The 18,671-nt window shown below is 69.4% G+C and carries 7 protein-coding genes and 1 pseudogene; all 8 read right to left on the bottom strand.

What is annotated here, in order from left to right; translation table 11 throughout:
- Window positions 1-84: 84 nt before the first annotated feature.
- Window positions 85-228 (bottom strand): annotated as a pseudogene (locus F0U60_RS27830) (hypothetical protein); the annotation flags it as partial.
- Window positions 224-10,993 (bottom strand): amino acid adenylation domain-containing protein, encoded by a 10,770-nt coding sequence (locus F0U60_RS27825; RefSeq protein WP_395803943.1) that lies wholly within the window; start codon window positions 10,991-10,993, stop codon window positions 224-226. The gene F0U60_RS27825 and the pseudogene F0U60_RS27830, both read right to left, overlap by 5 nt.
- A 57-nt stretch (window positions 10,994-11,050) precedes the next feature.
- Window positions 11,051-12,547, bottom strand: coding sequence for a GMC oxidoreductase (locus tag F0U60_RS27820; protein WP_395803941.1), 1,497 nt, complete (start codon window positions 12,545-12,547; stop codon window positions 11,051-11,053).
- Window positions 12,544-13,626, bottom strand: coding sequence for a Gfo/Idh/MocA family protein (locus F0U60_RS27815; RefSeq protein WP_395803939.1), 1,083 nt, complete (start codon window positions 13,624-13,626; stop codon window positions 12,544-12,546). Before F0U60_RS27815 ends, F0U60_RS27820 begins: the two co-directional genes overlap by 4 nt.
- Window positions 13,623-15,257, bottom strand: a complete 1,635-nt coding sequence (locus F0U60_RS27810) for a cyclic peptide export ABC transporter (protein WP_395803937.1) — start codon at window positions 15,255-15,257, stop codon at window positions 13,623-13,625. The genes F0U60_RS27815 and F0U60_RS27810 overlap by 4 nt, the downstream gene beginning before the upstream one ends.
- Window positions 15,258-15,317: 60 nt before the next feature.
- On the bottom strand, window positions 15,318-16,613 hold the full coding sequence (locus tag F0U60_RS27805) for a glycosyltransferase (protein ID WP_395803935.1): 1,296 nt from the start codon (window positions 16,611-16,613) through the stop codon (window positions 15,318-15,320).
- The gene (sbnB, locus tag F0U60_RS27800; protein ID WP_395803933.1) at window positions 16,614-17,627 is read right to left on the bottom strand and encodes a 2,3-diaminopropionate biosynthesis protein SbnB; all 1,014 of its coding nucleotides are present in this window, start codon (window positions 17,625-17,627) and stop codon (window positions 16,614-16,616) included.
- Window positions 17,628-17,680: 53 nt separating this feature from the next.
- Window positions 17,681-18,640: a 2,3-diaminopropionate biosynthesis protein SbnA gene (gene sbnA, locus F0U60_RS27795; RefSeq protein WP_395803931.1), complete on the bottom strand. Its 960-nt coding sequence runs from the start codon at window positions 18,638-18,640 to the stop codon at window positions 17,681-17,683.
- Window positions 18,641-18,671 lie beyond the last annotated feature (31 nt).

Below are 18,671 nucleotides of genomic sequence, written 5' to 3'. Positions count from 1 at the left end.
GGAGGCGGTGCGCAGCGGGTCGAGGAGGTAGCCGCGGCCGACACCCGCGCCACCGACGAAAAGCTCACCGGGGACGCCGATGGGGCAGGGACGCAGGTGAGAGTCGAGGACGTAGAGGCGGGTGTTGCAGATGGGCTTGCCGATGGGGACGCAAGCGGAGGAAGGCGGGGAGAAGAGGGGCCCGTGAGTGACGTCGTCGGAGCACTCGGTGGGGCCGTAGGCGTTAATGAGGGGATGGAGGGCCAGCAGAGCAACCAGCGGCGGGCGGTTTCAGCCGGGAGGGCCTCGCCGGTGGGAGCATGAAGCGCAGGCGCGAGAGGGCCGGGCGAGAGGAGCCCAGGGCGTCGGCCTCCTCCAGCAGGGCGCGCAGCAGGGAGGGCACCGTCTCGGCGATGGAGACGGACTGCTTCTCCAGCGACTCAAGCAGGGCGCGGGGCGAGTGGGCCACGTCGTCGGGAAGGACGAGGGTGTGGCCACCGACGAGCAGGGCGCAGAAGAATTGCCAGACGGAGATGTCGAAGCACTGAGAGGCCGTCTGGGCGACGACGTCGGAGGGCCCCAGGGCCAAGTCCCGCACCTTGGCATGCAGGTGGTTGAGCATGCCGCGCTGCTCCACCATGGCGCCCTTGGGCACGCCGGTGGAGCCGGAGGTGAAGATGACGTAGGCCAGACTCGAGGGAGAGGAGCGCGCCGGGAGGTTGTGCTCCGGGGTGGCGGCGCTCAGGGAGGACTCGAGGGAGAGGACGCGGGGGCGACGCTCGGCGGGCAGCAGCTCGAGGGCGGAGGCCAGCAGGGGCGCCAGCGAGTCGGAGACGAGGACGAAGGGAGCGCGGCTAAGGGAGAGGACTTGGGAGAGACGGTGGGGAGGGTGGAAGGGGTCCAGCGGCAACCAGGCAGCGCCGGACTTGAGGATGCCGAGGGTGGAGGCGAGGAAGTCGCAACCGCGAGGGGCCAGGAGAGCGACGAGAGAGTCGGACTGGAGGCCGGAGTCCACCAGGAGGTGGGCCAGGCGGTTGGAGCGAGCGTTGAGGGCGGCGTAGGAGAGAGAGGAGGAGGCATCGCGAACAGCGAGGGCGTCCGGAGTGCGCGCGACCTGAGCCTCGAAGAGCTGGTGGAAGCAGACGTCGAGGGGGACGTCGGCGTGGGTGCGGTTGAAGTCCACCAGCACTTGCTGCTTCTCAGCCTGGGGCAGCAGGGGGATGTCACCCACGCGCTGCTCCGGCTGGGAGACGGCAGCCTCCAGCACCGTGCGCAGGTGCTGGGTGAGGCGGGCGATTGTCTCCGCCTCGAACAGGTCCGTGCTGTACTCGAAGCGGCCGCGCAGACCGTCGTCGGAGGCGGTCAGCACCAGCTCCAGGTCGAACTTGGAAGTGCGGTGGTCCACATCCAGCCGGCTGAGCACCAGACCCGCATGGGAGGTGTCGGGCAGGCGGTTGTTCTGGAAGGTGAACATCACCTGGAAGAGGGGCGAGCGGCTCAGGTCACGCTGGGGCTGGAGCTCCTCGACGAGCTTCTCGAAGGGCACGTCCTGGTGCGCGTAGGCGCCGAGGGCGGCCTCGCGCGAGCGGGCGAGCAGCTCGCGGAACGAGAGGGAGTCAGACAGACGCGTGCGCAGCACGAGGGTGTTGGCGAAGAAGCCGATGAGGCCTTCCAACTCGACGCGGTTGCGGCTGGCGATGGGCGTCCCCACGCAGAGGTCGTCCTGGCCTGAGTAGCGGTGCAGGACCACCTGGAGGGCGGAGAGCAGCACCATGAAGGGCGTGACTCCCTCCTGCTGGCCGAGCGACTGGATGGCGTCGGACAGCTCGCGAGGCAGGTGGACGAACCCACTCGCGCCACGGAAGGACTGGACGGCGGGGCGCGGCTTGTCGGTGGGCAGCTCCAGGAATCGCGGAGCGTCCGCGAGCTGCTGGCGCCAGTAGGCCAGTTGCTTCTCCAGGGCCTCGTTCCGCAGCCACTGACGCTGCCAGACGGCGAAGTCCGCGTACTGCACGGGCAGCGCGGGCAGCGACACGGGCCGCCCCGAGGTGAGCGCCGCGTAGATCGCCGTCAGGTCCTCGACGAGCACGTTCATGGACCAGCCGTCGGAGACGATGTGGTGCATTGTCAGCAGCACCACGTGCTCGCGCTCGGCCAGGCGCAGCAGGGTGATGCGCAGCAGGGGACCGCGCGTCAAATCGAAGGGCCGTCCCGCCTCGACGGAGGCCAGGCGCTGCACCTCCGCCGTGCGCTCCGACTCGGAGCGCATCGACAGATCGAGCACCGTGAAGGAGGGCTCCAGGCTCTCTGCGACGTGCTGGAGGGGCTCCCCATGGCCGCTGTGGAAGGTGGTGCGGAGGGACTCGTGGCGGCGGCTGAGCTCAGAGAAGGCGCGGCGCAGCGCGTCCACATCCAGCGCACCCGTGAAGCGCACGGCGGCCGGCACGTTGTAGGCGGCGCTGCCCGGATCAAGCTGCTCGAGGAACCACAGGCGCTGCTGGGCGAAGGACAGGGGCGAAGCCCCGGTGCGAGGCAGTGGCAGGAGCGGGGGCGGCACCTGTCCCCGTTGGGCTGCACGGAGCGCGTCCACCTTCTCGGCGAGGGCGGCGAGGGTCGGGGCTTCGAAGAGGCTGCTCAGGGGCAGGTCCACCTGGAGGGACTCGCGGATGCGCGAGATGGCCTGGGTGGCGAGCAGCGAGTGTCCGCCGAGCTCGAAGAAGTGATCGTACGCGCTCACGCGCTCCACGCGCAGGACGCGGGCCCAGACGGAGGCCAGCAGCTCCTCGGTGAGGGTGCGCGGGGCGACGTAGGGAGTCTCCGAGTGGGAGGCCTCCGGGGCGGGCAGTGCCTTGCGGTCCACCTTGCCGTTGGGCGTGAGGGGCAGGGCGGCCAGGGTCACAAAGGCCGCGGGCACCATGTAGCGGGGCAGGTGCCGCTGCACGTGCTCCTTGAGCTGCGCCGCGTCCGGCGAGTGTCCGGCCCGGGCCACGACATAGGCCACCAGGCGCTTCTCTCCCGGCGCGTCCGAGCGGGCATGGACGACGACGTCCCGCACGGCCGAGTGGGAGCGGAGCACGGCCTCCACCTCACCCAGCTCGATGCGGAAGCCACGCACCTTCACCTGGTTGTCGATGCGGCCGAGGTATTCCAGCTCGCCATCAGGCAGCAGACGGACGAGATCCCCAGTGCGGTAGAGGCGGGCGCCGGGCTCACGCGAGAAGGGGTTGTGGATGAAGCGCTCGGCGGTGAGCTCGGGCCGGTGGAGGTAGCCGCGGGCGAGGCCGGCGCCGCCCAGGTGGAGCTCGCCGGGTACGCCCACGGGCACGGGGCGCCCGCGCGTGTCGAGCACCCAGGCGGAGGTGCCAGGGAGTGGGCGTCCAATGGTGGGCTCGCCGCGGGCCTCGCGGGGCACGCGCACAGAGGTGGAGTAGGTGGTGTCCTCGGTGGGGCCGTAGAGGTTGTACACGTGCTCCACGGTGCCTGTGCGGTACATGTCTCGCACCAGCGAGCCGGGGAGGGGCTCTCCCGCGAGGTTCACCGTGCGCACGGAGGCAGGCAGGGCGCCGGCCCGCACCAGCTCCGTCATGGCCGAGGGCACCGTGTTGACGAGCGTCACCTCTCCGGCCGCCTTCAAGCCCGCGAGCGCCAGGGCATTGTCCGCGAGGATGACGGTGCCGCCACGAGCCAGGGGGGCGAACATCTCGAAGACGGACAGGTCGAAGCAGAAGGACGTCGCGGCGAGGACGCCGGAGAGCTGCTCACGGGAGAAGACCGAGAGTGCCCAGCGCAGGAAGGCCACCGCGCTGCGGTGCTCCAGGGCCACGCCCTTGGGCCGGCCCGTGGAGCCTGAGGTGTAGAGGACGTAGGCCAGGTTGTCCGGCTTGGTGCTGGCGGGCGCCAGGGGCTCGAGGTCCGCCGGCACTTCCGTGTTCGCCTCCAGGTAGACGACCCGAGCCCCGTGCGTGGGCAGTTGTCCTTCCAGCCGCCTCGTGGTGATGAGCACGGGGGCCTGGGAGTCCTCCAGCATGTAGGCCAGCCGCTCAGCGGGGTAGGCCGGATCCAACGGGACGTAGGCGCCGCCCGCGCGCATCACGCCCAGCAGGGCGAGCACCATCTCCGGCGTGCGCTCCAGACACACGGCGACGCGTGTCTCGGGGCCCACGCCCAGGGCACGCAGCGAGCCCGCGAGCCAACGGGTGCGCGCTTCCAGCTCGCGGTAGGTGAGGCGCCGCTCCTCGTGCACCAGCGCCACCGCGTCCGGCGTGCGCGCCGCCTGCGCCTCCACCAGGTGGTGGACACACGTGTCGCCCGAGGGCTCGGCCCGCGTCTCGTTCCACGCGCGCAGTTGCTGCCACTCGCGCTCGGGCAGCAGCTCCGCCTGCTCGTAGCGACTCTGGGGAGCCCTCGCCATGGCGCTCAGCACGCTCAGGTAGTGCGCCTTGATGGCCTCCACCTGATCGGCGCCCAGGCCGTTGCAGTCCAGGGCGATGTGCAGCTCGGTGCTGGCGGTGTTGACGTTGAAGTACGCCGTCCAGGCGAAATACGTCTGATCGGTGGCCATCATGTCGAGGACCTCGAGCCCGCGCAGCTCGCGCAGCCGGTCCAGGACATGGAACTGGGTGAAGTTGAAGGCCGTGTCGAAGAGGGGCTGGCCCGCGCCGAAGGACTTCTGGAGCTGGGCCAGTGGGAAGCGGCGGTGGGGCAGCCGGGCGCGCTCGGCCTCGAAGGCGTCGCGGGCCAGGTCGTGCCAGGTTCCGCCCGTCAGCTCCATGCTCAGGGGGATGGTGTTGAGGAAGATGCCCAGCACCAGATCTCCGCCGGGCACCTCGGGGCGCCCGTTGGCGATGATGCCCGTCACCACCTGATCCTTGCCGGTGAGCAGCGCCACGACACGCGAGTGCGCGGCGATGAGGACGCTCTTGAGGGGCAGCGTCGTCTCGCTGGCGATCTGCTTGAGGCCGGTGAACACCTCGCCGGCCACGGGGAAGATGATGCGGATGTGCTGGCCGGGGGACTCTCCATCACGCAGGGGCCAGTGCGCGAGCGGGGCGCGCTCCAGACGGCCGAGCTCCCGGGCCCAGAAGCTCCGCGACTCCTCGGAAGCCAGGGCCGCGCGCTCCAGGGCGACGAAGTCCCGGTAGGTGGTGGCAGGAGGTGGCTCCACGGGCGTCTCGCCCTGGAGCGAGGCGACGTAGAGCCGCAGTAGCTCTGACCACAGCGAGGCGACGCTCCAGCCATCGAGGAAGGGCTCGGAGAGGGTGATGCGGAACTCGTCGTCGGTGAGGCGATGGACGTGGAGCCGGATGAGCGGGGGCTTGCGCCAGGTGAAGCCCTCCCGCCGCTCGGCCTGGCTCCAGGCCTTGAAGTCCTGCCGCTGCGCCTTCTCCGTCCGGTCCCGCCAGTCGAGCACCGTCAGCGGAACCTCCACGTGCTCGTACACCAACTGCAGGGGCTCGCTGAAGGAGGAGACGTCGAAGGCCGAGCGCAGCATGGGGTGGCGCCGTGCCAGTTGCGCGATCGCCCGGCGCAGCGCGTCCTCCTCGAAGCGCACCCGCACGTGGAAGCTGGTGAGGTACACCTCGTAGCCCTGGCGCAGCTCGGCGTGGAAGACGAAGCCGGCCTGGAGCATGGACAGCGGGTAGGCGTCGGAGAGGCCCTCGGGAAGCGCCGCCCTGTCAGCCTCGGACACCAGGGAGAAGGGCTCGGTGCGCACGGACTCCTCGCCGCCGCGCCGGAGCGCCTGGGCCAGGGCCCGCACCGTCTGGTGCTCGAACATCTCCGCCACGCTGAGCGTCAGCCCCCGCGCGCGCGCATGTGCCACCACGCGCAGGCTGCGGATGGAGTCGCCACCCAGCTCGAAGAAGTTGTCGTCCACGCCCACCTGCTCCAACCCGAGCGCCTCGCCCCAGACGAGGCACAGCAGCCGCTCCAGCTCGTTGGCGGGTGCCACGTAGCCCTCGCTCAGCGAGGGGCGCAGGCGCTCCGGAGCGGGCAGGGCGCGCCGGTTCACCTTCCCGTTGGCGGTGAGGGGAATGGCATCCAGGAAGACGAAGGCGGCGGGCACCATGTGCTCGGGCAACCGCTCGCGCAGGAAGGCGCGCAGCTCTCCCACGGTGGGGGCCTCCGCGCCCGCGTGGGCCACGCCGTAGGCCACCAACTGCTTCTCGCCGGTGGCGTCCTCGCGAGGCACCACCACCACCTCGCGCAGCGCGGGGTGCTGGGCCAGGGCGTTCTCGATCTCCCCCAGCTCGATGCGGAAGCCGCGGACCTTCACCTGATCATCCAGGCGGCCGAGGTACTCCACATCGCCATCGGGCAGACGGCGGGCAAGGTCGCCACTGCGGTAGAGGCGGGCGCCCGGCTCAGTGGAGAAGGGATCGTCGAGGAAGCGCTGCTGGGTGAGCTCGGGGCGGTGGAGGTAGCCGCGCGCGACGCCCGCGCCGCCCACGTACATCTCTCCCGGCACGCCGACGGGAACGGGTTGCTGGTGCTTGTCCAGCAGCAGCAGGGAGAGGTCGGGAATAGGCTCGCCGATGACGCTCCCTGGCGCCTCGTCCACGTCCCGGGCGCGGAGGGGCCGGTAGGTGACGTGCACCGTCGTCTCGGTGATGCCGTACATGTTGACGAGCTGAGGGCGCTCGTCGCCATGCCGCTCGAACCAGGGACTCAGGCTGCGCAGGGGCAGGGCCTCGCCGCCGAAGATGACCTGGCGCAGGGCGAGGGGCTCGCTGTCGGCGGGCGCCGAGAGATCCGCCTGGATGAGGGAGCGGAAGGCGGAGGGCGTCTGGTTGAGGATGGTGACGCGCTCAGCGCGCAGCAGTTGGTGGAAGGACTCGGGGGAGCGGCTCACCAGGTGCGGCACCACCACCAGGTGGCCACCGTAGAGCAGGGCGCCCCACAGCTCCCAGACGGAGAAGTCGAAGGCGATGGAGTGGAAGAGCGTCCAGACGTCGGAGCCATCGAAGCGGAACCAGTCCCAGGTGGCGTCGAAGAGGCGGGCCACGTGGGCATGCGTCACCTGCACGCCCTTGGGGCGGCCCGTGGAGCCCGAGGTGTAGATGATGTAGGCCAGATCCTCGCCGGCGGAGGGCACTTCCAGACGCGAGCGCTCCTCGGACGAGATGCGCGAGTCCTCGCCGTCCAGCAGCACCACGCGGGGGGCCACGTCGCCCAGGGCGCCGCCGAGCTTCGTCTGCGTCAGGAGGACGCGGGCCTGGCTGTCCTCGAGCATGAAGCGGGCACGCTCGGCGGGGTAGGCCGTGTCGATGGGCACGTAGGCCGCTCCCGCCTTGAGGATGGCGAGCACGGCCACCACCATGTCCAGCGAGCGCTCCAGGTAGAGCCCCACGAGATCACCCCGCACCACACCCTGACGGGCCAGGTACCGGGCGAGCTGGTTGGCGCGAGCGTCCAGCTCGGCGTAGCGCAGGCGCTGCTGTTCGAAGGAGAGGGCCACGGCCTCGGGTCGCGCCGCGACGCGCTCCTCGAAGCGCCGGTGCAGACACACCTCTCCCGAGCGCAGCGCGTGGCGCACGCGGGGAGGCCGGGTGAGCGCTGTGCGTTCCTCCGCGGACAGCAGGGGCAGCCGGGAGATGGGCTGCGAGGCATCGGCGGCGATTCCCTCGAGCAGCCGGACCAGGTGTCCGGCCATACGGGCCATGGTGCCCGCGTCGAAGAGGTCGACGTTGTAGCGCAGCGAGCCGGCAAGCGTTCCATCCACCTCGGCGAACGTGAGCGTGAGATCAAAGGGCGCCACGTGTCGCTCGAGGGCGAGCGACTCCACCTCAAGGCTACCCAGGCGCATGCGCACGCCGCTCTCGTCCAGGGCGAAGCCACTCAGGGCCTCCTGGCCGGGAAGGTGCGAGCGCTGCAGCACCAGCTCCACCTGGGCGAGGGGCGGACGGCTGGGATCCCTGCGCACGCGCAGCCTGTCCACCAACGTGGTGAAGGGCAGCTCCTGGTGGGAGAGGGCGTCCACCACCACGCCGCGGGTCCGCTCCAGCAGCTCGAGGAAGGTGGGCTCGCCGGACAGATCCCCGCGCAGCACCACCTGATTGACGAGATAGCCGACGACGCCACCGAGCTGAGGGCGGGTGCGACCGCTGGCGGGAGAGCCCACCCACACGTCCTCCTGGCCGGTGTAGCGGTGGAGGAGGGTCTGGAAGGAGGCCAGCAGCAGCGTGTAGAGGGTGACGCCGCGCTCGCGGCCCAGGGTGAGCAGCCGCTGCGTCAAGGACTCGGTCAAGCGGAAGGCGTGGGCGGCGCCCGCGTAGGTCTGCACGGGCGGGCGCGGACGGAAGCTGGGCAGCTCCAGCGGGGTGGGCTCGCCCGCGAGTCGCTGCCGCCAGTGCTCCCACAGCCTCTCGCCCTCGCGAGCCAGGAACTCGCGCTGCTGGCGCTCGACGCCAGGCATGTCCAGGCGCACCGGGGGGAGAGCCGGCGTCTGGCCTCGCTTCTCGCCCTCGTACAGCTCGCCCAGCTCCTGGAGCAGGACGGCCAGCGACACCATGTCCACGATGATGTGGTGGATGCCCAGCACCAGCACGTGCTCCTCCGCCGAGCGGGAGAGGAGGTGCACGCGCATCAGCGGCCCGGACGCCAGCTCGAAGGGACGCGCCGCCTCTTCCCCGAGGCGCTGCTGCAGGCGGGATTCCTCCCACGAGGAGGCGTCCTCCTGGAGGAAGTGGACCTGGGCGTGAGGGAGGACGCGCTGAACGGGCTGGCCGTCCACGCGCACGAAGAGGGTGCGCAGGCTGGCGTGTCTGTCCACCAGGGCCTGGAATGCTCGCTGGAGGGCGGGCACGTCCAACGCGGAGCGCACGCGCATGGCGTGGGTGACGTTGTACTCGGTGGTGTGGGGGGAGAGCTGGTGCTGGAACCAGAGGCCCCACTGGCCGGGGGTAAGAGGGTAGTCACCGGAAGCGGAGACGGACGTCGCTGCTTCCGCGCCGGACGCGGGCTGCGCGGTGAGCACTTCCTCCATGAAACCGGCGAGCTCCTCCGGGGTGGGACCGGACAGCACGCGCGAGAGGGGCAGCGCCACACCCAGGTACTGCTCGAAGGCATTGCCCAGCTCCACGGCCGCCAGCGAGTCCAGGCCCAGGTGGCTCACCCGGCGGGTGGGCTCCACGGCCGACACGGGCGCCCGCAGGGCGCGGGCGAGCTCGCTGCGCACCAGGGCGAGCAGGGCCTGGCGGCGCTCGGGGGCGGGCAGGGCGCGCAGCGTGGCCACGTCCGGCATGGCCTCGGTACGGGCCTGCTCTTCCCGCGAGACGACCTGGAGCACGGAGCGGCCAACCACCTCCAGGCGGCCCTCGCGCAGCATCTGCCGGCAGGCGCGGCGCATCAGCTTGCCGCTGGACGTCTTGGGCACGCTGCCGTGTGTCACCAACACCACGGTGTCCACCCGCAGCTCGTGCTCGCGCTCCACGGCGGCGCGCACGGCGGCCGCTACCTCCTCCGTGTCCAGCCCCTCCCGCTGCATCACCTCCACCACCATCACCACCCGCTCACTGTCCGCTTCCTCCTCGGCGAAGGCCGCGTTGCAGCCGGGCCGTACCGCCGGGTGGCTGCGCTCGGCTGTCAGCTCGAGGTCCTGGGGGTAGTGGTTGCGCCCACGGATGATGATGAGATCCTTGCGCCGGCCGGTGACGAAGAGCGCGCCGTCGTGCAGGAAGCCCATGTCTCCGGTGCGCAGGTAGGGCCCCGCGCCATCGGCTGTGCGGGCCCGGAAGATCTCCTCGGACAGCTCGGGCTTGTCCCAGTACCCGCCGGCCACGCTCGGGCCGGACACCCAGAACTCACCCACCTCGTCTGGTGCGCGGCGCTCCCGCGTCTCCGGGTCCACCACGATGACCTCATGGCGGGGCACGATCCCGCCGCAGCCCACCAGCACGCGGGCCCCCGGCTCGTCCTCGCTCGCAGCCACGGCCTGGTTGCGCTCCAGCCCCGCGGCGTGCACCGCGTGCAGCACGAGCGGCTCGGAGGGCGTGCTGCCGGAGACCACGAGCGTCGCCTCGGCCAATCCATAGCCCGGCACGAAGGTCCCCGGGCGGAAGCCCTGGGGGGCGAAGGTCTCCGTGAAGCGCTTCAATGTCTCCGGGCGGATGGGCTCCGCGCCGTTGAAGGCCACCCGCCAGTGGCTCAGGTCGAGCGTGGCACGCTCCTCCGGCGTCGTCTTGCGCACGCACAGGTCGAAGGCGAAGTTGGGCGCGCCCGTCACCTGCCCTCCGAAGCGAGACAACGCCTCCAACCACCGGAAGGGCCGCCGCAGGAACGTCAGCGGCGCCATGAGGACCGCCGGGTTCTCCGCGTACAGCGGGTTGAGGATGCCGGCGATGAGGCCCATGTCATGGTAGGGCGGCAACCACATCACCCACTTCTCCTCCTGACGCAGGCGCAAGGTATGGGTGATGGCGTTCAGGTTCTCCAACAGGTTGGAGTGGCTGACCATGACGCCCTTGGGCATGCCGGTGGAGCCCGAGGTGTATTGCAGGAAGGCCAGCGAGCTCCCTGTCAGCTCCGGGCGCTGCCAGCGCTCCTCCAGGCCCTCGGGCAGCGCGTCGGTGGCCACCCACCGCAGCTCTCGCAGCTCGGGGGCGAGCTCGAAGATGAACTCCGCCATGGACAGGATGAACGAGTTGGTGAGCACCACCGTCGCCTGCGCGTCGCGGATGATGGCGCGCAGCCGTGGCAGCGTGCGCTCCAGGCGGGTCGGCTCTGGCGGGTAGACGGGGACGGCCAGGGCACCGGCGTAGATGCACCCGAAGAAGCCCGCGATGTACTCGGTGCCCGGAGGGTAGAGCAGCATCACCCGCTGGCCCTTGGCCCCGGACGCGAGCTCGGCGGCGATGCGCCGGGCCCGCGTGTCCAGGCCGGCGTAGGTCAGGACGGTCTCCTGCCCCGGCTCTTCCTCCAGGAACCTGTAGATGGGGAAGTCCGCGCGCTGTTCCACCCGGAACGTGAGCAGGTCCATCAGGGTGGAGGCCTTGGGGTGGTTCACTCGGTTGTTCATGGCTCTGGGGGAGGTACTCAGGAGGGGGGAATAAAGGCGTCGTGTGGCCGGGTGGGCTTAGGCGGCCTGTCCGCTCGGAGCGGGCTCGGTTCGTGGCTTCGCCTGCGCGATAGTGGCGGCGACGCGCAGGGACATGGCGATCACCGTCAGCGTCGTGTTGACCGCACCCGCGGAGGGGAGGAAGGACGAGTCGACGACGTAGAGATTGTCCATGCCGTGGACGCGGCAGAGCGGATCCAACACGGAGGTGGCCGGGTCGTCGCCGAAGCGCGCCGTCCCCACGAGGTGCCACAGGTCCGCGGGGCTCCGGGGGGCCACCACCCACTTGAAGCCGGCCTTCTTGAAGATGTCGATCGCGAGCCGCCGCAACCGCAGGAAGGTCTTCTCGTTGGGCTTCGGGCTGTTCATCCGGACGATCTGATCCCCCTGGAACTCAAAGCCTGAGTCCCGGCTGGGGATCGCCTCGGTCATCAAGAAGCACGTCACGCTGCGCTCGACGATGAACCGCACGAACGGTCTCACGACAGAGGGAACGCTCTTCCACAGGGGCAACTGCCCCGCGGCCTGGATGACGCCCAGGGGGTACGGCCAGTCCGAGGAGGGGGCGTAGAACGCGTTGATCGCAAACGTCTTCTGGTGCAGGGGCGGCACCCGCTCCAAGCCCCGGAGGGGGAACAGCAAGCCTGCGGTGTGACCCGCCAGATACCGGCCCAGGCACCCCGAGGCATTGCCGATGCCTTCCGGGTGCGCGTCGTTGCGCGAGCGCCGCAGCAGCAGCGGTGTCTGCGCGAAGCCCGCGCACACGGCCACCACGCCCGCGTTCACCACCCACTCCTCACTGCCCCGCTTCAGCAGGACGCCCGTGGCCCGGCGCCCGTCCGGCGTGGTGAGCACCCGGAGGCATTGCGTCTTCGTGAGGAGCTGGACCCGTCCCGTCGCCAGGGCAGGGCGCAGCGCGGCGATCTCCGCGTCCATCTTCGCGTCGCGCTGGCAGTAGTGGCCGTCGCACCTCGCGCAGAGGATGCACTTGCCTCCGGGCCCCACATCCACCGCCTTGGGAATGTACGAGACGGGCAACCCCTGGGCGCGGATCCGCTCGACGATGGGGGCGATGTACGGCTCGTGCTCGATGGGCCCGTGCGGGTACGGCTGGGAGCGGGGGGGCTCGGAGGGATCCTCGTGGGTCGAGCCCCGTACGCCATAGAGGCGCTCCGCCTCGCAGTAGAACGGCTCGAGGTCCGCGTAGCGGATGGGCCACGCGGGTGACTCGCCGGTCTCCGTCGGGGTGGCCTGGAAGTCCTGCTCGCGCAGGCGGTAGAGGGCCGCGCCGTAGAACTTCGAGGGCCCACCGACGAACGCCTGCTGCTCGCCGCGCACGAGCTCTCCCATGTGGATGCTCGGCTCGTCCGCTCGTGCGGGATTGGGCTGGAGAAAGTCTCCTTCCTCCACCAGGAGGATCCGGGCTCCACGCCGCGACAGCTCATGGGCGAGCGTGCTTCCGCCCGGGCCACTGCCGACGATCACCACCTCGTAATCACGCTGGAGTGGGCTCATGGCTGGGTCTCCTGTTCCACGCGAGCGGGGCGGACCACCTGGCGCTCTCGGGCCGCGGTGAGCAGGGCCTCGATCACCGCCACGTCGCGCAGCGCCTCTTGCGGCGTGTTGCGGATCGGCCGCCCCTCGCGCACGCCCGCCCGGAAGTCCTCGAACTGCTGCACCATCATGTCGTTCGAGCGCACCTTGATGACGGTGCGCTTCAAGCCCCTGACGAGCTCCACCCGGTCGTGCATGAAGAAGATCGAACCGCGCGTGCCCACGATGTGCTTGCGGCCGAAGCGGTCCCGGATGGGCCGCGCGGACCCGCTCAGCACCGCCCGCACCACACCCCACGGCGAGAGCCGTACCTGCTCCAGCGCATAGGAGACCGAGTAGTTGACGACAATCCCGCTCTCGAACGCGAGCGAGGCCACCAGCGTGTCGGCCGGGGGCAGCTCGGGGTCCACGCTCCGCACGAAGGCGCTGACCTCGGCCACCTCGCCCAGCATCAGCCGCAGGGCCGCGATGTCGTGCACGCCTCCGTCCAGCAGGAAACCGCCCTCGTACGCTGGCGTGCGGCGCCATCCGGTCTGGAACCACTGCGAGGATTTGATGGGCACCAGCGTCGGGTAATGACAGAGCAGGGGTGTGCCAATCTCCCCCGAGGCGATCAGCTCCCTGACGCGCCAGGCGGTCTCCCAGAAGCGGAAGTTCTCGGCGACGTACCACACCAGGCCCGGACGCCCTCCGGCCTGTAACGACAGCAGCGCCCGGGCGCGCTCCACGGACTCGGCGATGGGCTTCTCGCTGAAGACGTGCAGTCCCCGTCCGAGCGCCGCCGCGATGGTGTCCGACGCGGGCAGGATGGGAAGCGCCACGTCCACCGCTTCAATTCCTTCCATCGCCAGCGCCTGCTCCAGGTCCGTGAACACCGCCACGTGGCCTGCGAAGCCGCTCGCCACCGCTTGGGCCTTCTCCCGCGTCCGGCTGAAGACCCCCGCGACGCGGAACTTCGGACCCAGCTTCTGGAGCGCGGGGGCGTGTGCCATCCGGGAGAAGCCGGCGCCCAGAATGAGGAGTGGGATGGGATTGCTCATGCCGCCACCGCCGTGACGGTCCTGCCGAGCTCGAGCTTGATCACCCGATGCGCGAGGTGGAAGTACCGGTCGTCGTGCGTGATGACGATCACGCCCTTACCGCGTGCGGCCAGCTCCGGGAGGATCTTGCGGTAGAAGACCTCGCGGAACTCGGGATCCTGGTCGGCCGCCCATTCGTCGAACAGGTAGAACGGCCTGTCCTCCAACAGCGCGACGATCATCGCCAGCCGCTTGCGCTGGCCGGTCGACAGGCTCGTCGTCGAGAAGCGGCCCTCAACGACCTGGAGCTTCGTGTCGAGCTCGAACAGCCGCAGGTACTCCCGCGCGCCGCCCTCGAGCAGGGTGGGGTCCACGCCGCGCAGGTTCTCGAAGAGGTGGAAGTCCGTGAAGATCGCCGAGAAGGTGTTGCGGTACGCCTCGCGGTTCTGGTTCGTCACGGGCACGCCGTTCCACATGAGCCGACCGGACTTGGGGGTGTAGAGCCCCGTGAGCAGCTTGGCCAAGGTCGTCTTGCCGCTGCCGTTGCCGCCGACCACGAACACCAGCTCCCCGGGTCTCAGCGCCAGATCGATCGGACCGACGTGGAACGAGTGCGCCGCGTCCGTGTCGCCGAACGCGTAGGTCACTCCCTCGAGGAGCACCTCGTGGCGCCCGCCGGGTGGCAGTGCGACGGCGAGGGTGTCAGCGGCCTCGTCAGGCACCGGCTCGGAGAGCGAGACCTCGAGCTGCGCGAGCTTGTCCAGGGCGATGCTCACCTGTGGCCAGCGCCCAATGTCCTCGATCAACCCGCGGAACGGCCCCCACATGTACATCAGCGACAGGACGTATCCGCGAGTGGCCTCGGAGTCGTGCGTGGTCAGGGTGAAGACACCGAACAGCATGACGCCCAGCACGAGCCACGTGAAGAAGTGCACGAAGTTGCTGAGCAGCGCGCCGCTGATGGCCGCTCGCAGGCTCGCGTGGCGCACGTGTTCCACGGCGGGCGCGAAGTCCCGCTCCATGAACTCATGGCGGCGCGGCCCATGCAGCTTGAGCTCCTTGATGCCATCGAGCACCTGCTGCTGCTCACGGTGCAGCTCGTCTTGCGTGTCGCGCTCCTGGCGCCAGAGGGGCACCAGCCGTCTGGCCGCGAAGACGTAGAAGAGGACGAGCAGGGCCATCGCGGGCAGCACGAGCAGCATCCCCCGCGGGGACAGCCACACCATGTAGCCCAGGCAGCCGAGCACGATCGTCAGGCTGACCACGAGGCTGGGGAGTCTGGATGCCGTGTTGACGATGGACTGAACGTCTTGCGCGAGCGCCGCGAGCACGGGCCCCTTGCCGATCATCTCGAGGCGGCGGAAGGGCGCCGCGAGGATTCGCCGTCCGAGCTTGAGCCTCAGGTCGGAGGTGATCGCTCTCGACAGCCGTGCGAGCAGGATCTCCGGGACGGTATTGCCTACCAGCACGCCCGCGCACAACGCGAGGTACCCCGCGACCATCGTCTCCAGGGTGGACGGGGTGGAGCCGAGCGCCTGACTGATCAGCGCGATCAGGGCGCTGTTGCACAGGCCCGCGGCAATCCCGATGACGGAGATCGCGAGCATGGAGGTGCTCGAGCGACGCAGCAGAAGGGAGAACAGGGAGAGCATGATCGGAGTCCGCGACGCGTCACTACCCGTGTCGTGTCTTTCTTTCGCGTGCGCGAGGGCTCATGAAGCTGCCCGCCGGAGGACTGGGGGGGTGGAGCGGGTGTCGCGCAACAATCCCTCGAGCGCGTTGCACGCCTCCGCCACCGCATCCCTCTGGACGAGCCGTTGTGACAAGGCCTGGCAGGCCACGCGCACCTGGTGATCGCCGAGGAGCCTCCGCAGCACCGGCACCACGTTGTCGGCGGTGTACTCGTGTTTCTGGACGGAGTCCGCCACGCCGAGCTGGCGCAGGCGGTCGGCGTTGAAGGGCTGGTCGGAGAAGACGGGCACGATGAGCTGCGGCACCGCGGCCTGGATGCCGCGCGCGGCGGTACCAATGCCGCCATGGTGCACGACCGCGGCGCAGCGCGGCAGCAGCGTCTGGAGCGGCAGATACGGGAACGTCGCGATCGACTCGGGCAGCGAGGCCGGCAGTTGCTTCCTCGACTCCGACAGGAAGATCCCTCGCCGCCCGAGGCGCCGGCAGACCTCGACGCTGGTCGCGAAGAAGGCCTCCGCGCCGCCGCTGCGGAACGACCCGGCCAGGAAGAGCACCGGGGGCTCTCCCGTGGACAGGAACGACTCGAGCTCGGGTGGCGAGGGCTCGTCCTCCCGCGTCTCGTGGAAGACGAAGCCGGGCAACTGCATCCCAGGCGACCAGTGGTCCCGGAGCGGGTAGAACCAGTCGGGCCACAACCCGAGCGCGAGCTGCGGCGACTCGAACCACCGGGTCTGGATGTGCTTGACCGGTGCGAGCCCGAGCTCGGCGCGGAACGCGTTGAGGAACGGGCCGTACATCGGATCATGGATCCGGTCGATCACCGGGGTGAACACGCGCTCGTAGATCCACCGTCTCTTTGGATCCTTAGGTCCCAGGTAGGGCAACCAGGGCTCCAGCCTCACCGACTCGGCAGGGGTGATGTAGACGGTCGCCAGGGGGATGCCGAGCCGCTCTTGGGCCAGCCGGCCAGCCAGCGTCCACGAGCGGGCCACGATCACCGAGTCGCGCGGATCGGCGCGTTCCGCCAGCGCGGCGTACGTCGCCCGCATCTCGGGATCATGCCAGCGGGCGAGCCGTTCTTCATGGGAGAGGCTGCCCGGTCCTCCGATGTCACTATTGGCGTTCTGCTCCTCGTGGTAGCGCGCCACGGAGGCGTAGGGCACGAACTCGAATCCGAGTTTCTCCGCGCAGGAGCGGTGGTACTCGTTCAAGATCACCGTGACCTGGTGACCTCGCTTCTTGAGCTCGCGACCAAGGCCGAGGATGGGATTGATGTCGCCCCAGCTACCGCGTGAGGTCAGGAAGAAACGTCCCATTTAGCGCGTGAGCTCCCAGAAGAAGTCGTTCACCTGGACATGCTCGTCGCGGGAGACCGCCACGTCGTAGACCCACTTGCCGACGGCCAGGTCGAGCACCCCGAGCCCGAAGGGCGAGAAGATGATCGGCCGGGTGCGGTCCACCTGGCACCGGCCCTGGATGAGCTGGGCGAGCGTTCCCGTCACGAACTCCCGCCCGCCACTGAGCTTCTCGGCGAGGTGGGGTGACGTGTTGGCCTTCATGACGTGCTCAACGTCGTCCACGATGTTGTACGAGCCCAGCAGGAGCTCTGGGGCGAGATCCCGCAGGGAGATGTTGAGGACGATGGGGTTGTGAGCCAGCAGGCGCGCATCGTGGATGTAGGGCGTGCCGGCGACCGTCGCGAGGACGAGGAGGTCGCTGGAGCGCATCACGGTCTCCAGGTCGGACTCGCACCGGATGGCACGGTGGCGATCCTGCCGGCAGGACTCCCTGGCGAACCGCTGGGACTCCTCGGGGACGATGTCGTGGAGCAGGACCTCGTCCACCTCCCAGCCCAGCTCCATGAGGAACGTGTAGATGTAGCGGGCGATGAGGCCGTTGCCGACGATGCCGAGGGTCCGGGTGCGACGCTGCCGGCCGTTGAGCCACTCTGCCGCGAGCGCCGCCGAGCCCGCCGTGCGCGCCGCGGAAATGATGGAGCTCTCCAGGCAGGCGAAGGGGTAGCCCGTCTCGTAGCTGTTGAGCAGAAGGACCGCGGAGGCCCGGGGAAAGCCCTTCTTGATGTTGTCCGGGTAGCTGGCGATCCACTTGATACCGGACACATGGGTGTCGCCCCCCAGGTAGGCGGGCAGGGCGATGATGCGGCTGTTGGGCTTCTCGGGGAACCGGAGGAAGTAGCTGTCGGGGTTGACCGTCTTCTTCTCCTCGTGGGCGAGGTAGGCCTCCTGCACGCGCTGCGTGCACTCCCGGATGTTGCCCTGGATGATGGAGTGGATGGTCTTGCCGGTAATGATGGAGAAGGGAAATGACATGGTAGTTCTCTCGAGGCTGCCGCCTCGAAGGACGTCCGGAGGGAGGGGAGGGCTCAGGCGAAGCGCGTGGCCCAGGAGGGAGTGAAGATGGTCTCCAGGTAGGCCGTTCCACGGTCAGCGCACAGGAAGAGGACGGTGGGGGAGGTAGCCGAGGCGCGGAACCGGGGCAGGTAGCGTTTGACGGCCGCGTAGCATGAGCCCGAGGAACCGCCGACCAGCAAGCCGTGCTCCTGGAGCAACTCGCGACAGGCCTGCACCGTCTCTATCTCCGGGACGAGCACCACGTCATCGATGAGGGCGTGGTCGACCAGTTGAGGTCTCACGCTGGCGCCGATGCCAGGGATGTAGCGCTTCCCGGCCGCACCACCAAAGATGACCGAGCCCTGGGCGTCCACGGCGACCACCCGGACGGAGGGAAAGGCTTCCTTGAGCCGGTGGGAGACACCCGCGATGGTGCCGCCCGTACTCACCCCGATGAAGACATAGTCGAGCTGGGTGAAAGCCTTGCGGATCTCCTCCCCCGTCAGCTGGTAGTGCGCCTCGATGACGTCGGGATTGCCATACTGGTTGGGCCAGTAAGCCCCTGGGATGCTGGCACACAGCTCCTGCACTTTCTGGAGGCGTGTCTTCAAGAACCCGCCCATGTCATCACGCTCAGTGACCTTCACCACCCGCTCGCAGGTTCGCTGCAAGAAGGACTCGTAGGCGGGCGTGATGTTGGGGTCGATGACTGGGATGAACTTCAGCCCGAGCAGTCTGGAGTAAGACGCCAGCGCCGAGGCGAAGTTGCCCGAGGACGACTCCACGATGGTGGAGTCTTCATGGAGCTCACCCCGTTCAGCGGCGCGCCTGAGGACCCACATCGCAGGTCGGTCCTTGATGCTGCCCACGGGGTTCTGTCCCTCCAGCTTGGCGTAGAGGTTCAGCCCCTCCATGTGCAGACGCACCGTGGGTGTGTCTTGTAATACAAGCTGGAGAGCGCGGATGCGATCAGCGAGAGATTGAGCGAGCACGTAGTAGCATCATTAATAACTGTTAAATCCT

It is taken from the genome of Archangium minus (genome assembly GCF_044360475.1).
GTDB lineage: Bacteria > Myxococcota > Myxococcia > Myxococcales > Myxococcaceae > Archangium > Archangium minus.
This window is presented reverse-complemented; position numbering and strand designations above follow the sequence as displayed.

Excerpts from the sequence above, each read along its gene's own strand:
- F0U60_RS27820 (WP_395803941.1), bottom strand. The coding sequence starts at position 12,547 with ATGAGCCCACTCCAGCGTGATTACGAGGTGGTGATCGTCGGCAGTGGC.
- F0U60_RS27825 (WP_395803943.1), bottom strand. The coding sequence starts at position 10,993 with ATGAACAACCGAGTGAACCACCCCAAGGCCTCCACCCTGATGGACCTG.
- F0U60_RS27805 (WP_395803935.1), bottom strand. The coding sequence starts at position 16,613 with ATGGGACGTTTCTTCCTGACCTCACGCGGTAGCTGGGGCGACATCAAT.
- F0U60_RS27810 (WP_395803937.1), bottom strand. The coding sequence starts at position 15,257 with ATGCTCTCCCTGTTCTCCCTTCTGCTGCGTCGCTCGAGCACCTCCATG.
- sbnB (WP_395803933.1), bottom strand. The coding sequence starts at position 17,627 with ATGTCATTTCCCTTCTCCATCATTACCGGCAAGACCATCCACTCCATC.
- F0U60_RS27815 (WP_395803939.1), bottom strand. The coding sequence starts at position 13,626 with ATGAGCAATCCCATCCCACTCCTCATTCTGGGCGCCGGCTTCTCCCGG.